This is a genomic window from Streptomyces sp. DSM 116793 (genome assembly GCF_057320905.1).
In genome coordinates this window covers 4,332,406-4,355,385 of sequence record NZ_CM170494.1, presented here as the reverse complement: position 1 = coordinate 4,355,385, position 22,980 = coordinate 4,332,406, and the positions used below count along the sequence as shown (strand labels likewise).

Here is a 22,980-nt window from a genome sequence, read left to right as displayed (position 1 = left end):
GTGGACGCTCGTCGGATGGTCCGTCAGCGCCCGGCTAGTCCGCCGGGCACTCCTCCCAGGCGAGCTGGTAGGTGGTGCTGACGTCGCCGTCCGTGGAGTCCATCGCCATGAAGCTGGTGGTGGCGGTGGTGTCGGACGTCCCGCCGTTCACCCGCAGCTCGGTGTTGATGTTGAGGTTGCGGATCTCGCCGCACGGCGCCCAGACCAGCGAGGCGATGTCCGTGCTGTCGGTCGCCTCCCAGTTGTCGTCGTACGGTCCCGTGAAGTTGTGCGTCCGCTGATCGGTGTCGGCCTGGCCCTGGAAGTAGTACTGCGCCTTCTGGGAGGCGCTCGCGCCGCTCTCCAGGAAGGCGTAACCCCGGTAGTTGACGCTGACGATCGCGTAGGTGAAGCCCTGTGGGACCTTCACGGCCAGGTTGAGCTGGCAGTTCTTCCGGAAGTCCGTGGGCTTCGCGCCCACGCCCACCTGGGCGAGGTAGTCGCTGTAGGTGACGGTGAAGGCGGTGTTGTCCGGGGAGACCGCCACCGCGGCGGTGCCCGCGGGACAGCCCGAGCCGTTCACGGTGACTAGGTCGATCACCATCTGGTCGGCCGGCGCGTCGTCGAAGTCGGGCGGCTGCGCGACGCCCGGCTGGTTGGGACCGGTGAAGCCGGCGGCCGTGTCCACTCCGGTCAGGGTCAGGCATGAGGCAAGGAACGCGGCTATCGCCCCACCCGCCACAAGAGCACGAGACATGGTTCTCCCATCGGTTGTGCGGACCGCTGTCCGCTGGGGTGCTGATGTCTGCCGGGGTGCTGACGTGCGGGGATCATGCGGCGGACGGGCATTCCTTCCACGCGAGCTGGTAGGTGGTGCTGACGCCGCCGTCGGTGGCGTCCATCGCCATGAAGCTGGTGGCGTCGGACGAGCCGCCGTCGACGCGCAACTCCGTGTTGACGTTGAAGTTCCTGGTCACCCCGCAGGGCGCCCAGACCAGCTCGGCGACGTCCGTGGTGTCGGTGGTGTGCCAGTTGTCGTCGTACGGGCCGTTGAACTGGTGCGAGCTGGCGGAGGTGTCCGAGGAGCCCTGGAAGTAGTACTGCGCCTTCTGCAGCCCGCTCGCGCCGTCCGCCAGGTACGCGTAACCGCGGTAGTCGACGCTGGCGATGGCGTACGTGAAGCCCTGCGGTACCTTCACGGCCAGGTTGAGCTGGCAGTTCTTGCGGGACTCCGTGGGGTTCGTGGCCGCTCCCGCCTGGGCGAGGTAGTCGCTGTAGGTGACGGTGAAGGCGGTGTTGTCGGGCGCGGCGGCGACCGCGGCGGTGCCCGCCGGACACCCGGAGCCGTTCACCGTGTTGATGCCGACCTCGATTCTCTGCGAGGGGACCTCGACGGTGGTGCCGGTGCTGTGCGCGCCCGCACTCTCTGCGATCGCGCTCTGCGCTCCGAGGGCGGAAGCGATGAGGGCGGCTACCGTGCCGCCTGCCAACAGGTACCTGGACATGGGTACTCCCATCGGTTGTCGTGAGGCCGTGCGGGATCGGCACACCGGCACGCCGGCGTACGGGATCGGCACACCGGTGCCGGACGGCGCCGGGTGTGCGGGTGCGCGGACGCCCGGTGTGTGCGTCGTGCGTCGTGCGTCGTGCGTCGTGCGCGGGGTGGTGCGTGGCGGTGCGTGGCGCGCGGTGCGCGGTCACGTGGGGTGCGGGGGTGCGGGGGTGCGGGTGCGCAGGGGTGCGCGGTGCGCCGGTGCACGCGGGAACGTCTCCCGCTCGGGCCTCGCCGGTGTGTGGGTGGTGCTGCGGTGGCTTCGCGCAGAGAGCGCAGGAGTGCGTGCACGGGTCCGCTGTGGGGCGCGGACGGAGACGTGCGGTGAGCGCGGAGCCGTGTGCGATGTGAGGGCGGCAGCCGTTGTGCCGTGGTCGTGCCGTGGTGCGGGGCGGCACATCGGTCCTGCCGTGAGGTGGCCGGACGGAGGGTGACCCGTCAAGAGCGTCCGGCGGTGAGCGGCGGTGCGGAGGCGGTGCGGGCGCGGAGGACGGACGAGGGCCCTCGGCGCGCCGGGTGCGCGCGTCCCGGGTGCGCACAACGGGGTTCTGCTCCTGCCGGATGCCTTCGTGAGGCGGGTGGGAGCGCTCCCAAAGTACGGCCGGCGAGGGTGCGAGGGCAAGATGTGGAGCCGCGAATTCTTTACAAGTCCCTTACCGATCGGGCGAATTGGGAGGGGGTTCGCGAGGCGGTACCCGAAGCGTGGTGATTGCCCGAAGCGTGGCGTTTCCGGGGTGCGGCGTTCTGTGGAGTGCGGCGTTTGGGGGGTGCGGTGATTCCCGGCGTGCGGCGTTTGCGGGGTGCGGTGATTCCCGGCGTGCGGCAATTCCGCCGGAACGGTCGGAACGCCGGTTAACGGAAGCCGGAACGGTCGGTCGTTGAATTACGTAGGGCGGACCGGCCGTTCGTTGCCTCACGGGAGAGGGCGGGCCCCGACGGCTCTCCCGGTTGCCGGAGGGACGGCTCTCCCGCCGAGTCGCCCGACCGTCGACGGCGGTGAGCGCACACCTCGTTCACCGGTGGTGGCGCCTCTCGCTCTTGCCCGGCGAAAGATCGAATCCGCGCCGATCGCGTCTGTCGCCTCCGCGTCCGCCTCCGCCCCCGCTTGCGCCTCCGCCTCCGCTTGCGCCTCCGCCACATCGCTCTTGCCCCCTGGCGCCACCTCCACCGTCATCGCCATCGCCGCCGTCCCCTCCGTCGGCTGTCGCGCGCAGCCGCGCGGGGCAGGCGCTCTGCGTCCTGCGGCGGCAGCCCGCACCTCTGTCGCGGGCCGTGGAGGATCCAGGCCGGTGAACGGACCCGTCGGCGTGGCGTCAGGAGAAAGCTTTCCGTAACTGTTCGATTACGCTCAGTGTTGTGAGTAGGAGGGGAACGTGGTGGTGGGGCTGAAGAAGGCGGTGTAGGCCTCGCCGTGGTGGCGGCGGTGGCGGCCGGAGCGGCGGCGGTGGTCCGCGGGGGGCTGGTTCTGGTACTCGGGCCGGGGGTAGTCGGAGCGGGCGTACTCGGGCCGGGTGTAGTCGGACGCCCGGTAGTCGGACCTGGTCTGGTCGGCCGGCGGGCCGGGCGGCACGGTCGGCGAGAGCAGTCCGTCGTCGGCGAGCACCTGCACCCTGAGCAGCAGGGTCCGCACGTCCAGGCCGAGTTCGGCGGCCACGGTCCGCAGGTCGAGCCCCGACTTCCAGCTCCACAGCAGCACCGAGTCCATGCTCGACGACCAGGTGACCGGCTTCTCCGGCTCGGGGACGGCCTGGCCGGTGGTGCTGGTCGTCGGGTCGTGCGGGGTGCCGTAGGGGGCGGGCGGGGTCGGAGGCGGCTCCTCGCGCGGGTGCGGAACGTGCGCCTCCGCCGGGGCCGCGGGGGCGTGCTCCGGTGCCGGGGGCTCCCGCTGCGGGGCCTGCTGGGGGTGGGGAGGCTGCTGGGTGGGGGTCAGGAGGTTCTGGGCGACGGTGCGCGCGTCGCCGCGGCCGACGGCGCGGCGTGCCGTGCGCACCTCGCGTTCGTGCAGGCCCATCAGGGCGGCGATGGTGCGGTCGCTGCCGACGGTGACGGCGAACGCGGCGAGCGTTCTGGACCGTTCCGCCCGTGCTTCGTCCAGGAGGGACTGGACCTGGCGCACGCGTTCGTCGCTGGCGCAGAAAGCTTCGGCCAGGATGGTGTTCCGGTCCCAGAATTCACGTGGTCTCACGATCGTGACAACGCGGGTGGGGCCGTTTGGGACGGATTCCGCGGTTGAAATACACCTGGATGGCTTAAAGGAGTAGTCAGTCCACTAGCGGATTAAATGGTTTGCGGAACCGCGCGGTTCCCTCTCCCGAAGGAGCCCGCGAACTGCCGGGCAGGACGCCGTGGCGCGGCGGGATTCACCCCCTCCTGTCGGCCAGCACGGCGGCGAGAAGCCCCGGGAAGCGGGCGTCGAGATCGGCGCGACGCAGGGACATCAGGCGGGACTTTCCGGCCCGGCGGGTTCGCGTGATGCCGGCTTCGCGCAGGATCCGCCAGTGGTTGGACAGCGTCGACCTGGGCACGTCGAGGCCGTCCGGGCTGCACGCGCTCTCGCCGTCCTCGGCCATCCGGCGGACCAGCGTCAGCCGAACCGGGTCGCCGAGGGCATGGAGCACCGCGGCCATGTCCGCGTCCACATGGTCGGTCCGTCCCACTGTCCCTCCTCGTTCTCATCCGAGCGGCACCCGTAGTATGCGGAACGATTCGTTGTTTCGGGAACATCGAAATGATCTGGGGGATGGACCTGTGACGGTGCTCGCCACCTTCGCCCGCGTCTACGTCGACGACCTGGACGTGGCCTTGCCGACCTTCGTCGCCCTCACCGGGGAGCAGCCACGCCTGCGGTTCGGCCATCGCGGCCTGGACCTCGCGACCGTCGGGGGCTACCTGCTCCTCGCGGGTTCCAAGGAGGCCCTCGCGCCGTACCGCGGCACGCACGCCACCACGATCGTCGAGTCCATCCAGGAGGTCCTTTACATCACGGAGCAGCAGGGCGGAGAGATCGTGGACGGCCCCAACGAGGTGCCCACCGGCCGCAACCTGACCGTGCGCCACCCCGGCGGCGCCACCATCGAGTACGTCCAGTTCGACACGGCGGCACGCTCGGCCCTGGGGTGAGCGGGCCCGTCCGGCCCGGAGACGCGCCAGGTTTCCCGGCCACGCCGGCCATCGGCTCCTCACCCCCACCTGCCGCCGTGCTCCTACGCGCCCCGCCGTGCGCCGCCGGCTGGCCGCTTGAGAGCGGCCGGCGGGCGGTCCCAGCCATCGAGGGCGAAAGGCTGTCGTTTGGCGATCCGCGCCAGGGCTGCGGCTGTGTAGGGGACGGTGTTGACGGGTGGGGCCGCAGGATCCGCCCACAGAAGCTGCGCGCATTTGTGCGGCTCGCGGTTGACCGGCCGGCCCCGCCAGCTGTCTGCGAGGAAGAAGAAGCCAATGCGTGCCTCTTCGTCGCCGTTGCGGTGGTGGACGACGTGGGCGAAGCCGAGGTCGGCTTCGCTGAGCTCGACACCGACCTCCTCGGCGGCTTCGCGGATCGCGCCGGCGATCACCGATTCTCCCTCTTCCAGGTGTCCGCTGGGTGGGCAGAGCTGACCGTCTGCATAACCCGTGTTGGCACGTTCCATGAGCAGGATGCGGCCGTCGGCTCTGCGCAGGAGCACGTGGACGTCGATGATGCTGCGGTAGCGGCTGGTCATGAGGGCCTCCCGATTCCTGGTCGACCTGGGCCCGCGTGGCGGCGTAGGGGGCGTCCCCGCGAGGTGGCTCCGTCCCGGCGGGCCGAGCCGGTGGACCGGGTCCGTCCCCGGCGCCCCGCGCAAAGGCGGGGCGCCGGGGACGGCGGGGTCAGTGGGACGCTGACGTTTGTTCGAAGGTGATCTTGTGGAGCTGGCCCGGGAGGTCGTTGACCAGGTACAGCTCGCCGTCGGCGCCCTCGCCGAAGGCGGTCACCTGGGTCGGCAGGGTGCCGAGCGTGCCCGTGGTGTAGGTGCCGTCCGCGTTCTGGCGGATCGCCCAGGCCGTGGACGTGCAGTAGTCGCTGGCGAGGTAGGTGCCGTCCGCCAGGCCGCCGAACTCGGCGCCGTGGTAGACGTAGCCGCCGATCACCGAGCAGCCCTGCGTCGACGTGTGGTACGTGAAGACCGGCTCGGTGAACTCCGTGCCGTCGGCGCACCGGTCCGGCAGGTGCGCCTCGGTGCCCTCGCGGCACGACCAGCCCAGGTTGGCGCCGCCCTGGTCCGGCGTCAGGTGGTCCACCTCCTCCTGCGAGCCCTGGCCCACGTCACCGATCCACAGTGAGCCGTCGTCGTCGAAGGAGAACCGCCACGGGTTGCGCACCCCGTACACCCAGATCTCCGGGCGGGCGTTCGCGACCCCGACGAACGGGTTGTCGTCCGGCACGCAGTACGGCAGGTCGCCGCAGGTCCTGCTGACGTCGATGCGCAGGATCTTGCCGAGCAGCGTGTTCAGGTTCTGCGCGTTGTTCGGCGGGTCGTCGGCCCCGCCGCCGTCCCCGATGCTCCAGTACAGGTTGCCGTCCGGGCCGAACGCCAGCTGTCCTGCGTTGTGGTTGGTGTTCGCGCTGTGGTCCTGGGAGAGCAGCACCTCCAGGGAGTCGTCGGCGAGGGAGTAGCGGGCCAGGGTGTCGGCGCCGTTCGGCCGGGCCGTGTAGGCCAGGTACACCACCTGGCTCTGCGCGAAGTCGGGCGCCGGGACGATGCCCAGCAGCCCGCGCTCGTTGCCGGACTCGTCCACCTTGTCCCTGATGTCGATCAGCGGGTCGGGCAGGAGACCGCTGTCCGGGTCGTAGACCCGGACGTCCCCCGCCTTCTCCAGGATGAACAGGCGTCCCGTGCCGTCGTCCGGCGCGGTGATCCCGACGGGCCGCTGAAGTCCCTGCGCCAGCTGGGTGGTGGTCACGGTCAGGTCGTCCAGCGGAACGGACGCGCTCGACGTGCCGGACGCGGCGGAAGTCCCGGGTGCGGCGGAGGTGTCGGACGCGCCGGACGCCGCGGACGCCGCGGAGGCGCCGGCCTGGGCGGCCGTCAGCGGCGTGAAGAACATCGCGGAGATGGCGAGAACGAGCAGCTTGGTCCATCGGCGTTGCTTGGTCCATCGGCTTTGCGTCATGGATGCTCCAGAGGTTGCGTGGGGGTTTCCTCATGGGCGGTGGCGCAGTGGAACGCAAGAACTTCTCAGGCCGACGAGAACTTCTCAGGCCGAGCGGGGAACGACGGTACCCGCCCGACCGTTCGGACAACAGAAGGTTCTTGGGCAACTCCTGGCAGGTGTGGCTCGCGGCGCGGAGCGCCCGCAGGACGCGTCGGGCCCGTCGGGAACCTCGACCGCGCCGTCGAGCGCGGACGGGGCCTTGGGGGTTGTCGGGCCGGTCAGGGGCGTGGGGGTCGTCGGGCCGGCCGGTCAGGGGCGTGGGGGTCGTCGGGTCGGCCGGTCAGGGTCGTCGGGATCGGCGGGCCGGTCAAGGCCGTCCGGATCGTCAGGCCTGGACGAAGACTCCCGCCCGTGCCGCAGCATCCGCCGCCCGTGCGGCGCGTCCCGCCGCGGTGGCGTCCAGGGGGGCCCCGGTGGTCAGCAGACGGTAGTAGAGCGGGGCGGACACGGCGCGGATCACCTCGTGGGGGTCGGTGCCGGCCGGGACCTCGCCGCGGTCGACGGCCTGCCGGACGCAGGGCGCCCACTCCGCGACCCGGGTCTCGTAGAAGCGGTACAACTCCCGGGCCGTGCGGGGGTCGTCGGTCGCGGCGGCGATGATCGCCTTGAAGAGGGGGCCCTGCCTCGGGTCGGTGAGGGTGCGCACCACCAACTCGGCGTTGGCCGTCAGGTCGCCCAGCAGCGAGCCCGTCTCGGTGCGCGGCAGCGACTCCTCGGCCATCTCCCTCAGCAGGTCCGCGACCAGGCCCGGGACGCTGCCCCAGCGCCGGTACACCGTCGTCTTGCCGACCTCCGCGCGCCGCGCCACGTCCGCGAGGTCGAGCCGGGCCAGACCGTGCCCCGCCAGCGCGTCGCCGGCCGCACGCAGTACGGCGGCCCGCACCCGGGCCGTCCGCCCGCCGGGCCGCACGGTCCCCGGGCCACCGCTCGTACGGACGCCGGCCCCTTCAACGCCTGCGTCCCCCGCGCCGGCGCCTTCAACGCCTGCGTCCCCCGCGCCGGCGCCTTCAACGCCTGCGTCCCCCGCGCCGGCGCCTTCCACGCCTGCGTCCCCCGCGCCGGCGCCTTCCACGCCTGCGTCCCCTGCGCCCGGGTTCCCTGCGGCCACGTCCCCCGCGGCCACGCCTCCCACGCCGCGCTCACGCGTCATAACGGGTCTCCAGTTCCAGTAGTGCGGGTGCCGGTGTTAGGGTAGGGCAAAACGTTAACGGGACTATGGAACCGTTAAGGATGAGGGGACGGAAAGCGCATGGACGGACGGCGCATCGGGGCGGGGGCGGGTGGGATGGAGTACCGGCGGCTGGGCGCGTCCGGGCTCGACGTGCCCGCGCTGAGCTTCGGCGCGGGCACCTTCGGCGGACGTGGACCGCTCTTCGGCGCCTGGGGGAGCACGGACGCGGCGGGGGCGCGGCGGCTCGTGGACGTCTGCCTGGCGGCGGGCGTCACGATGTTCGACACCGCGGACGTGTACTCGGACGGCGCGTCGGAGTGCGTGCTCGGACAGGCCGTCAAGGGCCGCCGCGACCGGGTGCTGCTCGCCACGAAGGCGGGACTGCCGACGGGCGACGGGCCGTGGCACGCCGGTACGTCACGGGCCCGGCTGATCGGGGCGGTCGACGCCGCGCTGCGCCGGCTGGACACCGACTGGATCGACCTGTTCCACCTGCACGCCTTCGACGCCGCCACACCCGTCGAGGAGGTGCTGGAGACGCTGGACCAGCTGGTGCGGGCGGGGAAGATCCGTTACGCGGGGGTCTCCAACTTCTCCGGCTGGCAGCTGATGAAGTCGCTCGCCGTCGCCGGACGGTACGGCTACCCGCGATATGCGGCGCACCAGGTCTACTACTCGCTGGTCGGCCGGGACTACGAGTGGGAGCTGTTGCCGCTCGGTCTCGACCAGGGCGTGGGCGCCGTCGTCTGGAGCCCGCTGGGGTGGGGCCGGCTCACCGGCAAGGTACGCCGCGGGCAGCCGCTTCCCGCCAGGAGCCGGCTGCACAGCACCGCGGACTACGGCCCGCCGGTGCCGGACGACGTGCTCTTCCGGGTGGTCGACGCGCTCGACGCCGTTGCCGCGGACACCGGCAGGACGCTCCCCCAGATCGCCATCAACTGGCTGCTGCGGCGGCCCACCGTGTCGTCCGTGATCATCGGTGCCCGTGACGAGGCCCAGCTCCGCGAGAACCTCGGCGCACTGGGCTGGACCCTCGATCCCGAGCACCTGGCCCTGCTCGACGCGGCGAGCGGCAAGCCGGCGCCGTATCCGTACTTCCCCTACCAGCGGCAGGAGGGATTCGCACGGCTGAATCCGCTCCTGGCGGAGCTGACCGGGGGCCCGGCGGGGTGGCCCCCTTCGGCGTCGGCCGCGGGGGCCACCCCCACCCGGTAGGCCTCAGTAGTTGCCGCAGGGTGCGGCGTGGGACCCCGGCCGGGTGCGGTACCGGGTGCTCCTTGGGGCCGGTGGCGGTGTGCGGGCGTCGTCTCGGCTGGTCGCCCGCCACTGTCTGACGGGTTCCTCCTCTGCCTTGAAGGCGTGGGCGGTATCCCCGGAGGTGCCTCCAGTTCCTCGCGTCCCTTGCCCGAGCCGGGGTGTCCCGGCCTCTGCGGGAGCCCGGGGCTCCCTTCTTCTTGGGCCGTGCCCCGGCGGGACCACCGAGGGACGCTCGGCGGGGCGGCATTCGGTCGGGTGCCGGTCGGGTGCCGGTCGGGTTTCGGCGGAATGGTGCGTAACGGGCCGGCGGGCGGCCCCTTCGCCGGATGATGGAGGGGCACGGCACAGGGCGTGGGGACCGCACGGGTACGGGATCGCGGTGCGTACGGACGTGTGCCGGACGGCGCCCGGGGCTCCAGGGGGGTGAGCCCCGGGCACGTACGGAAAGGGGGACGCCCGATGGGCTCCGGTGGAAACGAGGCCCTGCGGGACCGGGCCGTGCGTGCCGTCGCGGCGAGCGGTCCGCTGGTCTCCAGGGCGAAGATGGAGGACCGGCCGGGCTCGACACCGGCCGACCCCGGTGCCGTTCGGCGCGCGATGGACGAACTCGCCGCGCTGGAGGCGGAACTGTGCGCGGCCGTGGGCGACGCCGACGGTGCCATGGGCGACCCCGACGGTGCCGGGGGCTCCGGCACCGTGCCGTCCGACGGCAGCGGGGGCTCCCGCACCGTGCCGCGCGCGGAGTCGTCGGGCGAAGAGGCGACGCCCGCGGAGTCCCCGCTCGCCGCGACGCCCGCGGAGTCCCCGACCGCCGGGACACCCGCCGCCCCGCCTGCCGGGACCTCCGTCGCCCCGCCTGCCGGGACCTCCGTCGCCCCGCCTGCCGGGACCTCCGTCGCCCCGACCGCCGGGACATCCGTCGCCCCGCCCGCCGGGACACCCGCCTCGCCCCGCCCGGGGACACCCGCCCCACCGCACGCCGAGGCGGGCACGCTCGCCGTACCGCTCGCCGCGGTGCGCGCCCGGCTCGGGGAGCTGTACGCCGACCGGTACCTGGCGCAGAGCCAGGACGCCGACCGGACGCGTGCGCGGACGCTGCTGCGGGCGGCCCGGGGCGGTGGCCTGCTCGACGCGCGGGAGCACCGGCGGGTCACCGCGCTGCTGGCCGCGGTGCTGGTGCGGCCGCTGATACTGGGGCGCTGGGAGGGGAGCCTGGCGCAGCTCGGGGAGATCAGCGAGGTGGGCCGGAGGGTGGCGGCCGGGGACTCGTCGCTCGTGGCGGACCTCGCCGAACTGCGCACGCTGCTCGACGAACTGACGCCGGGTGCGCCCGACGAGATCGCGACGTCCGTACGGAACTTCGGCGCGGCCCTGGACCTGCTGCCGCGCGCCATGACCACCGGTGACGTCGGGCCCCTGCTCGACCTGCTCCCGGCGGACGCCCTGCCTCCCGGGCTCCCGTCCGGGCTGCTCCAGGCCGGCGTCCGGATGATGATGGAGTTCGCCCGCTTCCACGCGCCCGGGGCCACGGTCCCGGCGCCGCCGCGGCCCACCGGAGAGCCCGCCTCCGCCGTCGGTCCCGCCTCCGTCGGAGAGCCCGGCTCCACCGAACGGCCTGCCTCAGCCGAAGAGCCCGCACCCACCGGACGGCACGTGTCCGCCGAAGGACCGGCGTCCGGCGGGCAGTCCGCCCCCGCGGCGCGGGATGCCCACTCCGCCCCAGCTGACGGGGCGGCCGGGGCGGCCGGGGCGGCAAGGGCAGACGAGGCAGCCGGGGCAACCGGGACAACCCGGGCAGCCGAGGCGGCCGGAGCTCCGGGGAAGGAGGGCGTGGAAGGGGCACCCGCGGAGCACGACGCCCCCGACGGGGCCGGGCCGGCGCACGGGACCGTCGTTCACGGACCGCCCGTCCCCCGGGACCTCCCGGAGGAGGCCCTGAGCGCCGCAGCCATCCTGATGCTGGAGCTGGCGAGCCCCGGCACCGTCCGCCCCGAGGAACTTCAGACGCTGCTGCGGTCGATGTCCGCGGGCCGGTCCGGGGAGGAACTGGAGCTGCCCGCCGGGGTGGGGCGGATGGCGCTGAGCGTACGGGCCGGCGACCCCGAGGGGCTGGCCGCGGCGGCGGGCCTGCTGGACGCCGCGGCGGCCAGGGACGGCAGCGGCCGGGACGGCTGGCTGGCCGGCATGCTGGGGCCCGGCCTGCTCACCGCGGCCACCGCCATCGGCGGCAGCCGGCTCGACCGGGACGCCGCCCGAGACCGGCTGGACCGGATCTTCGCCGCCGACTCCGGGGTGTTCGACTCCCCGTTCGCCCATGGCCCGGGCTCCGACGGGCTGCGGCTGGCCAACCGCTGCCTCCGGATCCACCTGCACATCGACGAGGCCCGCAGGAACAGGGACACCGCGCGGCTGCGCGAGCTGATCGAGGAGCTGGGCACCCTCCGGGCCCGGGAGGACGACCAGCTCGACTTCTTCTTCATGGTGCTCCTGCTGCTCGCCGTGGCCCAGCTGGCCCTGCTGACGATGACGGGCGACCAGGAGCTGCTGCGGTCGACCGTCGACCTCCTGGAAGAGGCCGAACGGCTGCCGTCCGTGCTGCCCTTCGCGGGGCGGATGCTGGAGACCGTCCGGGTACCGCTGCTGGCCATGCAGTCGATGTTCGAGCCGGACGCCGAGCGGCTGTCCGCGGCCGTCGAGCGGGCGCGCGCCTCGCTGGACGCCCCCGTGTCCACCGCGGACCAGCGGGTGCGGACCCGGCAGGCGATCGCCATCGCCCTCGAAGTGCTGCACACCGGCGACCGCGATCCGGCCACGCTGGACGCCGCGGTCGCCGAACTGGAGCAGGCCAGGGACGAGTTCACCGACGCCAACACCACGGACACCGTCCAGACGATCCTGTGGGAGCTGGCCGTGCTCCGGCACAAGCGCGGCGACCCGGCCCGCGGTGACCTGGCCGCCGCGGTGGCCGCCGCCCGTCGGTCGCTGGACCTGCTCGCCGAGGACGTGCTGCTGCAACTCGGCCCCGAGCACGGCCTCGAAGTCGCGCGGACCGGTGCGAGCCGGGGGGTGCTCGCCGCGTCCTGGGCCGTCGCGGACGGCCGCCTCGACGCCGCCGTGGAACTGCTGGAGGCCGGCCGCACCCTGGTGCTGCGGTCCGCCGCCGCGGCCGCCGGGGTGCCCCAGCAACTGGCCGACCTCGGCCATACGGACCTGGCCGAGCAGTGGCGCGCGGCGGTGCCGCCGCCGGTGCCGTCCGCCGGGGTGCCCGGCGGGCGCGCCGCGGAGCGGGCGCAGGAGGCCGAGGCGCTGGTGCGGCGGTCCCTCGACGGCGGCGTCACCATTCCCAGCACGCTGCGCCGCCGCGCCCTGGCGGCGCTGCGCGGCACCCCGGGCACGGCGGAACCGCTGCGGGACCTGCTCGCCACCAGCGGCATCACCGACCTGCGCGCCGGCCTCACCGCGGCGGGCGCCGACGCGCTGATCTACCTCGTGCCGGGTGAGGATCGCGACGCGGCGGACGGCATGGCCCTGCTGGTGCCGGCCGCCGGGGAGCCGCACCGGCTGTCCCTGCCGGGCCTGGCCCCCGGCGGCCGGGCACCCCTGGAGCGCTACCTGGACGCCGCCGCCGTCCGATCCGCCACCGGCGGCCCCGGGGCCGACCAGGACGCGGCGGACCGCGCCCAGCGGGACTGGCGCGACGCCCTGGAAGACCTCTGCGACTGGGCCGGCCCCGCGGTCCTGGCCCCCGTCCTGGCGGCCCTCCCGCCCACCGGCGCCCCACCCCGTCTCGTCCTCGTACCCTGCGGAAACCTGGGCGCGGTCCCGTGGCACGCCGCCCGCCTGCCGGCCCCGGCCGAGCCGGATCACACCCGCCGGCGAGACGCGAGGGGACACGGGGGGACGTCCGCCCACCGGGGGCACCTCCCACGCCCTTCAGGCGGTGGGGGAGCGACCGGCCCGGACGGGACCGCCACGTCGCCTCCGGAACAACCGGGACAACCAGAACAGAGGGGCGGTCTCCCCAGCGCGCCGCACGCCCACCGCTACGCCTGCGAACAAGCCGTGATCTCCTACGCCGCATCCGGCGGCGAGTTCCTGCGCGCCACCGCACGGCAGCGCATGCCGGCCGGTGACCTCGCCGTACTCGTCGCGGACCCGCAGGGCAGCCTCCTCCTCGCCGAGGACGAGGTGGACGCCCTGGCCCGGTACTACCCGCACGCCGTGCTCTACGGCTGCCACCGGACGCTGACGGACATCACCGGCACCCCCGGGGACGTCCTCGCGCACCTGCCGGGCGGAGACGGTCCGCCCGCCTCCGTGCTGCACCTGGTGGCGCACGGCACCGCCGCGCCCCTGCCGACCGCCTCGGCCGTGCACCTGGCGCCGCCCCCGGACGCGCGGACGCCCGGCGACGCGTTGCTGACGGTCACCCGTGTGCTCGGCACGGAAGCGGACGACCGGCCGGGCGAGCCGGGCCCGTTGGTGGTGCTCAGCGCCTGCGAGACGGACCTCAGCAACCGCGACCACGACGAGGCGCTGACCCCCACCACCGCGTTCCTGGCCCGCGGCGCCGCCGACGCCGTCGGCACCCGGTGGCAGGTACCGGACCTGGCGTCCGCGCCGATGATGGTCGTCCTCCACCACCACCTGACCGTCACCGGCCTCGCCCCGCCCGACGCGCTGCGCGCCGCCCAGCTGTGGATGCTCGACCCGGGCCGCGAGCCCGTGCCGGGGCTCTCCGGCGACCTGCTCGCCCTGGTGGCGGACCACGCGGACACCCTGGCCGCGCTGCCCGCCTGGGCGGGCTTCATCCACCAGGGCAACCCCCGCCCCCGGTCGCCGGGAAACGGCCGGTCAGCGCAGTCGCCGGACGGCCGCCGAGCCGGGTCGCCGGGAAGCGGCCGGTCAGCGCAGTCGCCGGACGGCCGCCGAGCCGGGTCGCCGGGAAGCGGCCGGTCAGCGCAGTCGCCGGACGGCCGCCGAGCCGGGTCGCCGGGAAGCGGCCGGTCAACGCAGTCGCCGGACGGCCACCGAGCCGAGTCGCCGAAAGAGCGGCCGACCAGCCCCGTCGCCGGCCGCCGCCGGACCCCGTCGCCGAGGAGCCGATCGTGACCACCGATGACCTGCTGGCGCTGCTGCGCCGGCACCTCCCCGCGATCCGCGCGGCCTTCACCGCCGAGCAGCTCGCCGCGCTCACCGACCTCGTCGGCGCGCTGGGTGCCGCGGGGGACGACGGGCCCGCGCTGCGCAGGGCGATCCGGGACATCGGCAGGATGCTGCTGATCAACCTGCCCGCGGGCGACCCGCTGCGCGAGCGCCTCAGTCAGGAGGTGCGCTCCGCCGCGCCCGTGGAGGCGCCGCCCGCGGACCTGCGGCCCGACCCGGCCGCGCTGGCCGAGGTGCGGTCGCTGCTGGAGACCGTCGACTGGCCCGCCCTGCCGCCCGAGAGCGCCGAGCTGGCCCGCGCGGTGCGGCGCCGGCTGCTCGCGGCACCGGCCCGCGGCGCCGACCGGCTCACCGCGGACACCGCCCAGGACCCGCTGAGCGCCGGCCTGATCCGGCTCACGGACCCGGGCGGCGGACACCGGTATCCGGACTTCCAGTTCGACCCCGACACCGGAGAGCCGCGGCCGGTCGTCCAGCGGATCAACCGGCTGCTGCTGGCCGACGAGGACCCGTGGGGCGTCGCCGACTGGTGGCTGGGCGGCAACCGGTGGCTCGCCGGGGCGCCCGCCGCGCTGCTCGGACAGGTGCCCGACGACCTGCTGGTCGACGCGGCCCGTGCGCTGGTGGAGGACGCGGCATGGTAGCCCAGGGACCGCTGCCGGAGGGCGTCCGCATGCACCCGGCGGTGCGGGAGCTGCCGGCCGGCACCACGCTGTGGCGCTGCCACGACTCGAAGTTCGCCGCCACCGCGTTCAACGACAGGATGGCGCACGCCCAGTTCGGCGGCAGCCGCTTCGACGGCACCACCGCGGACCCGTACCCGTATCTGTACGCGGCGGTGGAGCCGACCACCGCGCTCGCCGAGGTCTTCCTCCGGTCGCTGGAGTTCACCCCGCCGGACGGGGCGCGCCGGGTGCCGCTCGCGCAGGCCAGGCGGTACACCCTGAGCGAGGTGCGCACCACGCGGGAGCTGAAGCTGGTGAGCCTGGTGACCGAGGAGGACCTGGCGCGGGTCTTCCAGACGGGCTGGCTGCTGGAGGCGGAGGGGCTCGCCTACGCGCAGACCCGGTTCTGGGCCTCGGAGATACGGCGGCACGCGCCCGGCGCCGAGGGGCTCGTGTGGCTCTCCCGCAGGCACCGGCCGCGGCTGGCACTGGTGCTCTTCGGGGACCGGTGCGGCGGCGACCCCGTGGCGCCCGTCGTCGGCAGCGCGCACGACCTCGGCACGTCCGACGGACTCGCCGAGGCCAACCGGCTGCTCGCCCCGCTCCGGGCGGTCATCGTGCCGAGCGGCTGGGACGCTCCGTGACCGGCTGCGCGGCGCCGCCCGTGCCGGGGCCGCGCAGCCGTACGCAGAAACTGAGGGTGTGCAGGCCGAGGCGCAGCTCGTCGCCGTCGCGCAGTTCGGCCCGCACGCCCGGGGTCAGGCGGGCGCCGCTCACGTAGGTGTGGTTCCTCGTGCCGGTGAGCGGTTCCTCGGCCCAGCCGGTGCCGTCCGCCTCGATGCCCACGAGGACATGGCGGCGGGAGACCGCGCGCAGGTCCGCAAGGAGCGTGGCGGTCTGGGGGGCCCAGCCGGGGTCGCGGCCGATGCGGAGGTGCGCGTCCGCGCCCACCCGTAACTCCAGCCTCGGTGTGGTGGATGTCAGCACCAGGTGCGTCTGGGGGTGGTCGCAGAAGGGGCAGTCGGCTGTGGCTTCGGGGAGCTCGGCGCGGCAGTGCCAGCAGAGGGAGGCCGGTGCCCCGGCCTCGCCGGCCTCACCGGCCGGGGTGGTTCCGGCCTCCCCGGCCGCCGGGGCCCGCCTGTCGGCGGTTTGCCCGGTGGGTCCGCCGGTGGCCTCCTGGGGGCTGTGACTGCCCCGCTGTGCCGGTGGCGGGCTGCCGGTTTCGTCGTGGTCGGTCGCTCCCCCACTGCCTGAAGGGCGTGGGAGGTGCCCCCAGTTCCCCGCGCCCCTTTCGGTGGCTGGTGTCGGTGGTGTGGTACCGGTTTCGGCGTGGTCGGTTGCTTCCTCGCTGTCCGGAGGGTGGGGGGAGTGCCCCCGGTTGCCCGTGTCCCCGCCGGGGCTCGGGGGGTCGTCCTCGTAGTCGTCGTCCCCGCCCGTCCAGTACGGCTCCGTGCTCATGCGCCGGTCGCCCTCCTCCCCGGCCCGCCCGGTGCCGTCGTGATCCGGAGGTCGAGTTCGACGGAGTCCGCCTCGTCCACGTGGGCCGCGGCGACCGTGACCGTGCTGCCGGCCGGCTCGTCGAGGTCGAAGAGGCGGCGGGCGAGGGGGTTGATCAGATGGGTCTCCAGGGCCATGCCGATGCCGCGCCCGCCCTGGTACGGGTCGCGGGTGCACTGCTCGCACAGCACCTTGCGGGCCGCGTCGGACAGCCGCAGGTGGACGCCCTGACCCTGTGCCAGGGTGCGCCTGATGTTGTCGACCTGGGAGTCGAAGATGCCGGCGGCGACCTCGGGGCCGATGTAGTCGAAGACGACGATGTTGCCGCCGAGCCGGTTCAGCAGTTCGGGCCGTTCGATGTCGGAGACGAAGAACTCGCGGATGTTGTCCAGGATGATCCGCTCGACCTGGTGGTAGGGCATGCCGGGCCGTGCCACCTGCACGCTCGGCCCGGTGCCGTCGCCGGGCTTCTGCAGCACGCCCTTGTTCGAGGTGAAGATCAGCACGCACTCGCTGAAGTACGTGGTGACGCCCTGCCCGTCGGTGAGCCGGCCGTCCTCCAGGACCTGGAGGAACTTGTCCAGCACCCCCTTGTGCGCCTTGTCGATCTCGTCGAAGAGCACCACCCGGAACGGGTCGTTGCGCACTGCCTTCGTCAGCTCGCCGCCCGCCTCGTAGCCGACGTAGCCGGGCGGCGCGCCGACCAGCCGGTCCACCGCGTGCGGCGCGGAGAACTCGCTCATGTCGAAGCGCAGGCAGGCGTCCTCGCTGCCGAACAGCACCTTCGCCACGGACTTGGCCAGCTCCGTCTTGCCGGTGCCGGTCGGCCCCGCGAAGAACAGCACACCGCGGGGCCGGCTGCCGGGGTGGGCGGCCTGCGCGCCGGACAGGCCGAGCGCGGCGCGCTTGAGGATGTCCAGGGTCTTGCCGACCGCCTTCTCCTGGCCCTTCACCCGGCGGCGGACGTACTCCTCGCCGTCCCTGATCTGGGCGCGCACGAACTCGCGCTGCCAGGGGTTGTCCTCCACACCGAGCTGGTAGACGCGCACCGCGTCGCGCATCCTGGCGAACGGCAGCCCGCGGTCCAGGGCCATCCGGGCGCTCTCCCGCATGCCGCGCAGCGTCAGCCCGGCGGCGGCCTGTGCGAAGTCCTCGACGTCGGCGGGGGCGGGCGCGGGCTCCTTGCCGAGCGGGTCGCCGGCCCCGGTCCTCGCGCGGTGCTCCTCGGCGAGCAGCGCGGCGATCCTGCGGCGCTGGCCGAGGTCGGGCAGGGAGAGGCCGACGGTGCGCACCCGCTCGCTGCCCGACACCAGCCAGGCGGGCAGGTCGCGGTCCCCGTCGGCCAGCCAGATCACCGGGTTGAAGAGCCGCCGACCGCTCCTCGGGTCCCGGATCGGCCTCGCCTCCTCGGCGAGCTTCAGGCAGCTCAGGAAGAAGTCCCGTTCGGTGTCGCTGAGCCGGGTGACGTCCGTGGCGATCCGGGCGGCGTAGTCGATCAGCAGCACCAGGCGGAGCGGGTCGGGCCGGTACGGCGTGCGGTCGTGGCCGCGGCCGGGGCCCGGTGCGCCCTGCGGGGGCTGCCGCCAGCCGGAGGTGATCAGCCGGAGGGTGCGTTCCGCGCCGGGCAGCGGCGAGGGCTGCTCGCCGCGCGGGGCGGGCAGCGGGCGCTGGGCGGCGAGCAGTTCGCGCACCTCGCCGGCGGCCCGGCCGGTCTGGACGGTGAAGCCCGCGGCGATGTCCCAGCGGATCAGCGCGTCGTAGCCCTCGTCGCGCAGCGCGTTCCACAGCACCGTCACCAGGCTGTGGTGCTCGTCGTGGCCCGGCGCGTCCACGCCGTCGGCGGGGAGCGGGGGCTGGGTGACGAGGTGCAGGTCCCGGATGTTGCCGTGCAGCACGTACTGCGCGTGCACGCTGAGGGTGCCGGTGACCTCCTCGACGAAGGCCGGGACGGTGCGCGTCCTGCGGCGCGGCGGGGCGGCGGGGGCGGTCTCGGTCATCGCTGCTCCTGATCGTGGCGGCGGGCGCGGGGCCCGGGGCGGTCGTCCCGGGCGCGCCTGCGGTGGTCGGCCGCACGGTGGCCGGGGTCCGCGGTCGGGTCCGCGGGCCATGACGGGTCCGCGGGCCAGGCGGCGGACGGGTCGGCGGGTGCCTCCGCGCGGTCCGCGGTGGGCCGGTCCGCGCTCCGCGGCCCCGGCGGGTCCGCCGGCTGCCCGGGCAGGTCCTCGAAGACGAACGGCAGGTCGAGCCCGGCCCGGCCGGTGAGGCGGCGGACGTCCTCGGCGTAGCCGGCGGCCTCGGCGCACCGCCGCCGGTCCAGGTCCCGGGCCTCGGGGGTGTCCTCGGCGGGGGTGCGCGGGCGGTGCTGGGTGGAGACGCGCACGGTGCCCGAGCCGTCCTGGGTGATCCGCAGCCAGTGGTCGTCGTCCCAGCCGGGCGGCGGCCAGTCGATGACGTGGGTGCCGTCGGCGGCCGTGTGCTCGGCGACGACGGCCGCGCCGGCCCGCAGCGCCGCGTCGAGCGCCTGGGCCGTGTAGAGCCGCTCGAAGAGCGCGGTGCGCTCGCGGATCCGGTCCCGCACCGCGTCCCGGTCGGCCTCGGTGAGCCGCCGGCCCGGGTGCTCCAGGTACGCCTTCAGCGCCGCGATCTCGGGGCCCGCGTCGGGCAGCGGTACGCCCTCGGGCGGGGCGGCGAGGAAGGCGAGCTGGGCCGCGGCCGTCTCGCGCTCGCGGACCTCCTCCGCCACCCCGTCGGCGAACTTCCGCGCCTCCCGCAGCGCCCGGGCGGCCGCGGCCCGGTTGGTGCCGGCCGCCTCGGCCGCCGCGGCCACCTTCGCCTCCAGCAGCCGGTAGTCGTCGCCGGGCGCCCCCGGCGGCAGCGCGGCCAGCAGGTCGCCGCCCTGCCGCAGCACCTCCTCGGCGGTGAGGTCCCCGGCCGCGGCGGTGGCCAGCGACGCCAGCGAGGCCTCGCCGCGTGTCCGGCCGGCCGTGGCCGCCGCCTCGGTGGGAGCCGCCTCGTACGCGGCCAGCTCGCGGCGGCGCCGGGCCCGCAGCCGTTCGTGGAAGCCGGCCGTCCTGCTGCTCATGCCGGGCGCGGGGCCGCGCGGCACGGCCAGCGCGGCGCGCGCGTGGTGCGCCTCGGCGCGCCGCAGCCGGCAGTCGGTGTCCGCCAGCAGCCGCCACACCTCGGCGAGGCTCCGGCCCACCGGGTCGATGAGCGGCGGGATCCCGGGCCCGCCGGACCCGCCGGGCCCGCCCGAGCCGTCAGGTCCGCCCCACCCGCCGGGGCCGCCGTCCGCGGCAGGCCCGGAGCGGGCGCGCAGCGCGGTGATGCGGGCGTTGAGGCGCGCGGTCGCGTACGCCGCGTCACGCCAGCACTCCGCAGACCTGCGGGCGTCGAGCTGCCGGGCGCGCAACTCCTCCTGGTGCCGCCCGGCGCGCAGCGCCGCCTCCGACAGGAGCTGGGCGCCGGCCATCACGGCCCGCCCGGCGAGCAGCGCGCCGCTCAGCGAGCCCAGCGCGATCAGGGCCGGCTCGACGAGCTGGTGCGCCTCGTGCAGCGCCCCCTGGAGGACGTGCCCGGCGAGGTCGTGCGCGGCGGTCAGCGGGTGGGGCACGGAGCCCCCGAGGCCGTCCAGCGCGTGGTGCGGGAGGCCGAGCCCGTGGGCCGCCCCGGCGTGCTGCTGGACGGCGTCGTGGACACCGAACGGCTGGGCCGCGCCCGGCGGCGGGGCGAACGCCTCCGGCGGCGGGAACGCCATGTCCGGCAGCACGTCCACGATCTCGGGCACCGCGATTCCGGAACTCATCGCCGCTCACCCGCCCCGGGCAGGGCCCCGCGGGCCGCCGTCGGTCCCCCGGCGGCGAGCGCCCTGCCGCGCAGCTGGGCCGTGTGGCGCCGCCACGCCCGATCGCGGTGCCAGGTCCACCAGGCGAGCCCCGCCACCGTGCCCGCGGGCCAGGCCCACGGCGCGTACGCCACCATCAGCCACAGCACGAGCCCCGGCACGAGCAGCAGCAGCCCGCGGACCGGGAAGCGGGCGCCGGGCCTGCGGATGAACCGCGCCGGGCGCTGCGCCCGGTCGACGACCAGTCCCATCAGGGACCGGTCCGGGTGGTAGCCCGGGCTGCCGATGCGGTAGGCGATCCACAGCTCCAGGGCCAGCACGGCCGCCGCCCCCGGCACCGCGAGCATCCAGGCGACCAGCACCGCCTGCGGCCCGGGCCGGCCGATCACGTCGCTCAGCCCGATGACGAAGACCCAGGGCACGATGAGCGCGAGCGCGCCGCCGGCCGCCCGGCCGAGGGTGGGCGGCATCTCCTCCCGGCGCAGCCAGGCCGCGGCACCGTCGCGGGCGAGCGCGACGCGTAGCTGGCCGAGGTCCTCGTCGATCCGCCGCCGCGCCTCCTCGGCCTCCCGGCGGGCGAACCCGGACAGCCGCTGCGCCAGGTGCAGCGACAGCAGGTCGTCCCGGTCGGCCACCATGCGCCGGTACCACCCCACCGTCCCCGCGGGGCCGCCGAGCTGCGCGTCGGCCTGCTCGCCCAGCCTGCGGCGGGCCCCCGAGGGCGCCGCGGCCAGCCACAGCAGCTCGACGTGGAGCCGCGCCGGGGGCCCGAGCGTGTCCCACACCTCCCGGCCGGCGTCGCGCAGCACCGCCGAGTGCGCGAGCACGCCCTCGACCCGATGCCGCCAGGTGGACATGGCGGTCAGCCAGCGCTGCTGCACCCCGGCCAGGTCGGCGCCGCCCGGGCGGTCCGCCAGCAGCGGCAGGATGGTGTGCCGCCGCAGGTCCTCGATGACGGACAGCGCGGCCTCGTCGTCGTTCCAGGCGCTGTCGACGAGCTCGTTCAGGCCCGTCAGGTCCAGCGGCAGCCCCTGGTAGGACGGCGGCCGGGCCGGGCCGAGGCAGGTGATCAGGCGGACCAGGCCGGCCGGCCCCGGTGCCTTGGCGAGCAGCCGGGCGGCCGTGTCGAGCACGCCGTCGTCCAGCAGCCCGGACCCTTCGAACTGCCGCAGCCACTCGACCAGCGAGGCCCGCCGGGACCGGCTCGCGAGCCACCGCTCGGCCGCGCGCCAGTGCTCGTCGAAGGCCCCCGCGAGCCGGCCGGGACGGGTGTACCGCTCCTGGAGGAACACGAGCGGCTCGACGTCGGGGCCCGCCTCCTCCGCCGCGCCCGCGGCCGTCCCGCCCGGCTGCGGCGGCGCCACCCGCGGGGAGCCGCCGGCCAGCCACTGAGCCACCTGGACGGTGTTCCAGCGGTGGTCGTAGTCGCGGGTCAGCAGGCCCTGGCAGAGCAGCCCGAGACGGGCGTCGGTGACACGGGAGAGGTTGGGACCGCGGGTGGTGATCTCGTCGCGGATGTGGTCCGGGTCGGTGGTCGGGTACACCGGGTGCCGCCCGCCCGCCATCTCGGCGACGACCATGCCCAGCGCCCACCAGTCGGCGGGCGGATGGATCAGCTGGTGGCGGGTCGCCGTCTGCGGCGACATGTACGCGGCGGTGCCCACCCAGCGTTCGGCGGAGGTGGTCCACCGCTCCTCGGGCGCGTACGAGGAGACGCCGATGTCGACGAGGACGACCTCCGGCTCGCCCGGGCCGAGCGACCTCAGCATGACGTTCGCGGGGCTGACGTCCCGGTGCACGATGCCCAGCTCGTGCAGGGTCGTGAGCGCGTCGTGCAGTTGCCGGACGACGGACGTGACGAACGCCGGGTCCACCGGCCCCGGGTTGGCGCGCAGCCAGGCCGCGAGGTCCGTCTCGCCGTAGGACGGGGCGAGGTCGTAGGGGTGGCCGTCCGCGCCGGACGGAGAGCTCTCCAGCAGGTGCGGCAGGTGCGGGCGGGGGCGTTTAGCCAGCAGCCGCCACACGGCGGGGTCGGGGGCGTGCGCGCGGTCGTACCACTTGAGGATGTACAGGCCGTGGGCGTCCGCCACCCGGAAGACGGCCGCCCGGTGCGGTACGTCGGGGCTGCGCAGCACGGCCCGCAGGGTGAACCGGCCGCGCAGCGCGACCGGCAGCTGCCGGGTGTCCCCGCGCGACCGCGGGCCCGCGGCCGGCGGCTCCTCGTACGCGGTCTCGGGCGCGGGGGCCCGGCCGGGGGCGTGCACCCGGCCTGGGGCGGCGCCCGGTGGGGCGGCGCCCGGTGGTGCGGCGCCCGGTGGTGCGGCGGGTTCGTAGGTGGTTTGGGGGGCGGTGCCGCCCGGTGGTGCGGAGGCTGGTTCGGGTTCCGGTTCGGGGTCGGGGTCGGGGGCGGGTTCGTACGCGGTGTCGGGTGCGGTGCGCGGTGGCTCGGGTGCGGTGCGCGGTGGCTCGGCGGCGGACTCGTACGTGGTCTCGGGCGCGGGCGGGTGCCCGGGTGCGGTGGCGGGCGGTTCGGCGGGTTCGTACTCGGTCCGGGGCGCGGGCGGGCGCCCGGGTGCGGTGGCGGCCGGGGCGCCCGTGGGCTCGGCCCCGGTCCCGGGCGCGAAGGGCGGCTCGTCCTCGGTGGGGTGGGTCATGGCGCCGGCACCTCCGGGCGTGG

16 protein-coding genes are annotated in these 22,980 nt (G+C 75.2%); 5 read left to right on the top strand and 11 right to left on the bottom strand.

The features are described 5' to 3' along the window. Nucleotides 1-34 precede the first annotated feature (34 nt). From ACSMXW_RS16830 to ACSMXW_RS16815, 4 genes are all read right to left on the bottom strand, one after another. Nucleotides 35-736, bottom strand: a complete 702-nt coding sequence (locus ACSMXW_RS16830; protein WP_485807400.1) for a DUF4360 domain-containing protein — start codon at nucleotides 734-736, stop codon at nucleotides 35-37. Nucleotides 737-809: 73 nt separating this feature from the next. After that, nucleotides 810-1,484 (bottom strand): DUF4360 domain-containing protein, encoded by a 675-nt coding sequence (locus ACSMXW_RS16825; RefSeq protein WP_485807398.1) that lies wholly within the window; start codon nucleotides 1,482-1,484, stop codon nucleotides 810-812. A gap of 1,395 nt (nucleotides 1,485-2,879) precedes the next feature. Further along, on the bottom strand, nucleotides 2,880-3,716 hold the full coding sequence (locus ACSMXW_RS16820) for a hypothetical protein (protein WP_485807396.1): 837 nt from the start codon (nucleotides 3,714-3,716) through the stop codon (nucleotides 2,880-2,882). Nucleotides 3,717-3,891: 175 nt separating this feature from the next. Next, nucleotides 3,892-4,188 carry an ArsR/SmtB family transcription factor gene (locus ACSMXW_RS16815; protein ID WP_485807394.1) on the bottom strand — a complete coding sequence of 99 codons (297 nt, stop codon included), beginning with the start codon at nucleotides 4,186-4,188 and terminating at the stop codon, nucleotides 3,892-3,894. Nucleotides 4,189-4,279: 91 nt separating this feature from the next. On the opposite strand from ACSMXW_RS16815, the gene ACSMXW_RS16810 reads away from it, so the two are divergent. After that, complete coding sequence (locus ACSMXW_RS16810) at nucleotides 4,280-4,651, top strand: VOC family protein (protein ID WP_485807392.1); 372 nt, start codon at nucleotides 4,280-4,282, stop codon at nucleotides 4,649-4,651. A gap of 83 nt (nucleotides 4,652-4,734) precedes the next feature. On the opposite strand, the gene ACSMXW_RS16805 is transcribed toward ACSMXW_RS16810, so the two are convergent. From ACSMXW_RS16805 to ACSMXW_RS16795, 3 genes are all read right to left on the bottom strand, one after another. Further along, nucleotides 4,735-5,229, bottom strand: a complete 495-nt coding sequence (locus ACSMXW_RS16805) for an NUDIX hydrolase (protein WP_485807390.1) — start codon at nucleotides 5,227-5,229, stop codon at nucleotides 4,735-4,737. A gap of 148 nt (nucleotides 5,230-5,377) precedes the next feature. Then, nucleotides 5,378-6,661, bottom strand: coding sequence for a PQQ-dependent sugar dehydrogenase (locus ACSMXW_RS16800; protein WP_485807389.1), 1,284 nt, complete (start codon nucleotides 6,659-6,661; stop codon nucleotides 5,378-5,380). A 367-nt stretch (nucleotides 6,662-7,028) separates the two neighbouring features. Then, nucleotides 7,029-7,613 (bottom strand): TetR/AcrR family transcriptional regulator, encoded by a 585-nt coding sequence (locus ACSMXW_RS16795; RefSeq protein WP_485807388.1) that lies wholly within the window; start codon nucleotides 7,611-7,613, stop codon nucleotides 7,029-7,031. Between the two features lie 375 nt (nucleotides 7,614-7,988). Between ACSMXW_RS16795 and ACSMXW_RS16790 the strand changes: the two genes are divergently transcribed. The 4 genes from ACSMXW_RS16790 (at nucleotide 7,989) to ACSMXW_RS16775 (ending at nucleotide 15,606) form a co-directional block, all read left to right on the top strand. Then, a complete protein-coding gene (locus tag ACSMXW_RS16790) occupies nucleotides 7,989-9,089 on the top strand; it encodes an aldo/keto reductase (protein ID WP_485808091.1) in 1,101 nt (366 codons plus the stop codon). A 501-nt stretch (nucleotides 9,090-9,590) separates the two neighbouring features. Beyond that, nucleotides 9,591-14,243: a CHAT domain-containing protein gene (locus ACSMXW_RS16785; protein ID WP_485807386.1), complete on the top strand. Its 4,653-nt coding sequence runs from the start codon at nucleotides 9,591-9,593 to the stop codon at nucleotides 14,241-14,243. Beyond that, a complete protein-coding gene (locus tag ACSMXW_RS16780; protein ID WP_485807384.1) occupies nucleotides 14,240-14,941 on the top strand; it encodes a hypothetical protein in 702 nt (233 codons plus the stop codon). Before ACSMXW_RS16785 ends, ACSMXW_RS16780 begins: the two co-directional genes overlap by 4 nt. Continuing rightward, on the top strand, nucleotides 14,935-15,606 hold the full coding sequence (locus tag ACSMXW_RS16775; protein WP_485807382.1) for an RES family NAD+ phosphorylase: 672 nt from the start codon (nucleotides 14,935-14,937) through the stop codon (nucleotides 15,604-15,606). The genes ACSMXW_RS16780 and ACSMXW_RS16775 overlap by 7 nt, the downstream gene beginning before the upstream one ends. Here the strand turns inward: ACSMXW_RS16775 and ACSMXW_RS16770 are convergent. The 4 genes from ACSMXW_RS16770 to ACSMXW_RS16755 are packed head-to-tail and all read right to left on the bottom strand — an operon-like array spanning nucleotide 15,575 to nucleotide 22,957. Then, a complete protein-coding gene (locus tag ACSMXW_RS16770; RefSeq protein ID WP_485807380.1) occupies nucleotides 15,575-16,420 on the bottom strand; it encodes an FHA domain-containing protein in 846 nt (281 codons plus the stop codon). The two genes, ACSMXW_RS16775 and ACSMXW_RS16770, sit on opposite strands and share 32 nt — an antisense overlap. Then, nucleotides 16,417-18,456 (bottom strand): AAA family ATPase, encoded by a 2,040-nt coding sequence (locus tag ACSMXW_RS16765; protein ID WP_485807378.1) that lies wholly within the window; start codon nucleotides 18,454-18,456, stop codon nucleotides 16,417-16,419. Before ACSMXW_RS16765 ends, ACSMXW_RS16770 begins: the two co-directional genes overlap by 4 nt. Continuing rightward, nucleotides 18,453-20,264 carry a hypothetical protein gene (locus ACSMXW_RS16760; RefSeq protein WP_485807376.1) on the bottom strand — a complete coding sequence of 604 codons (1,812 nt, stop codon included), beginning with the start codon at nucleotides 20,262-20,264 and terminating at the stop codon, nucleotides 18,453-18,455. The genes ACSMXW_RS16765 and ACSMXW_RS16760 overlap by 4 nt, the downstream gene beginning before the upstream one ends. Then, nucleotides 20,261-22,957: a protein kinase domain-containing protein gene (locus ACSMXW_RS16755; protein WP_485807374.1), complete on the bottom strand. Its 2,697-nt coding sequence runs from the start codon at nucleotides 22,955-22,957 to the stop codon at nucleotides 20,261-20,263. The genes ACSMXW_RS16760 and ACSMXW_RS16755 overlap by 4 nt, the downstream gene beginning before the upstream one ends. Nucleotides 22,958-22,980: the final 23 nt, after the last annotated feature.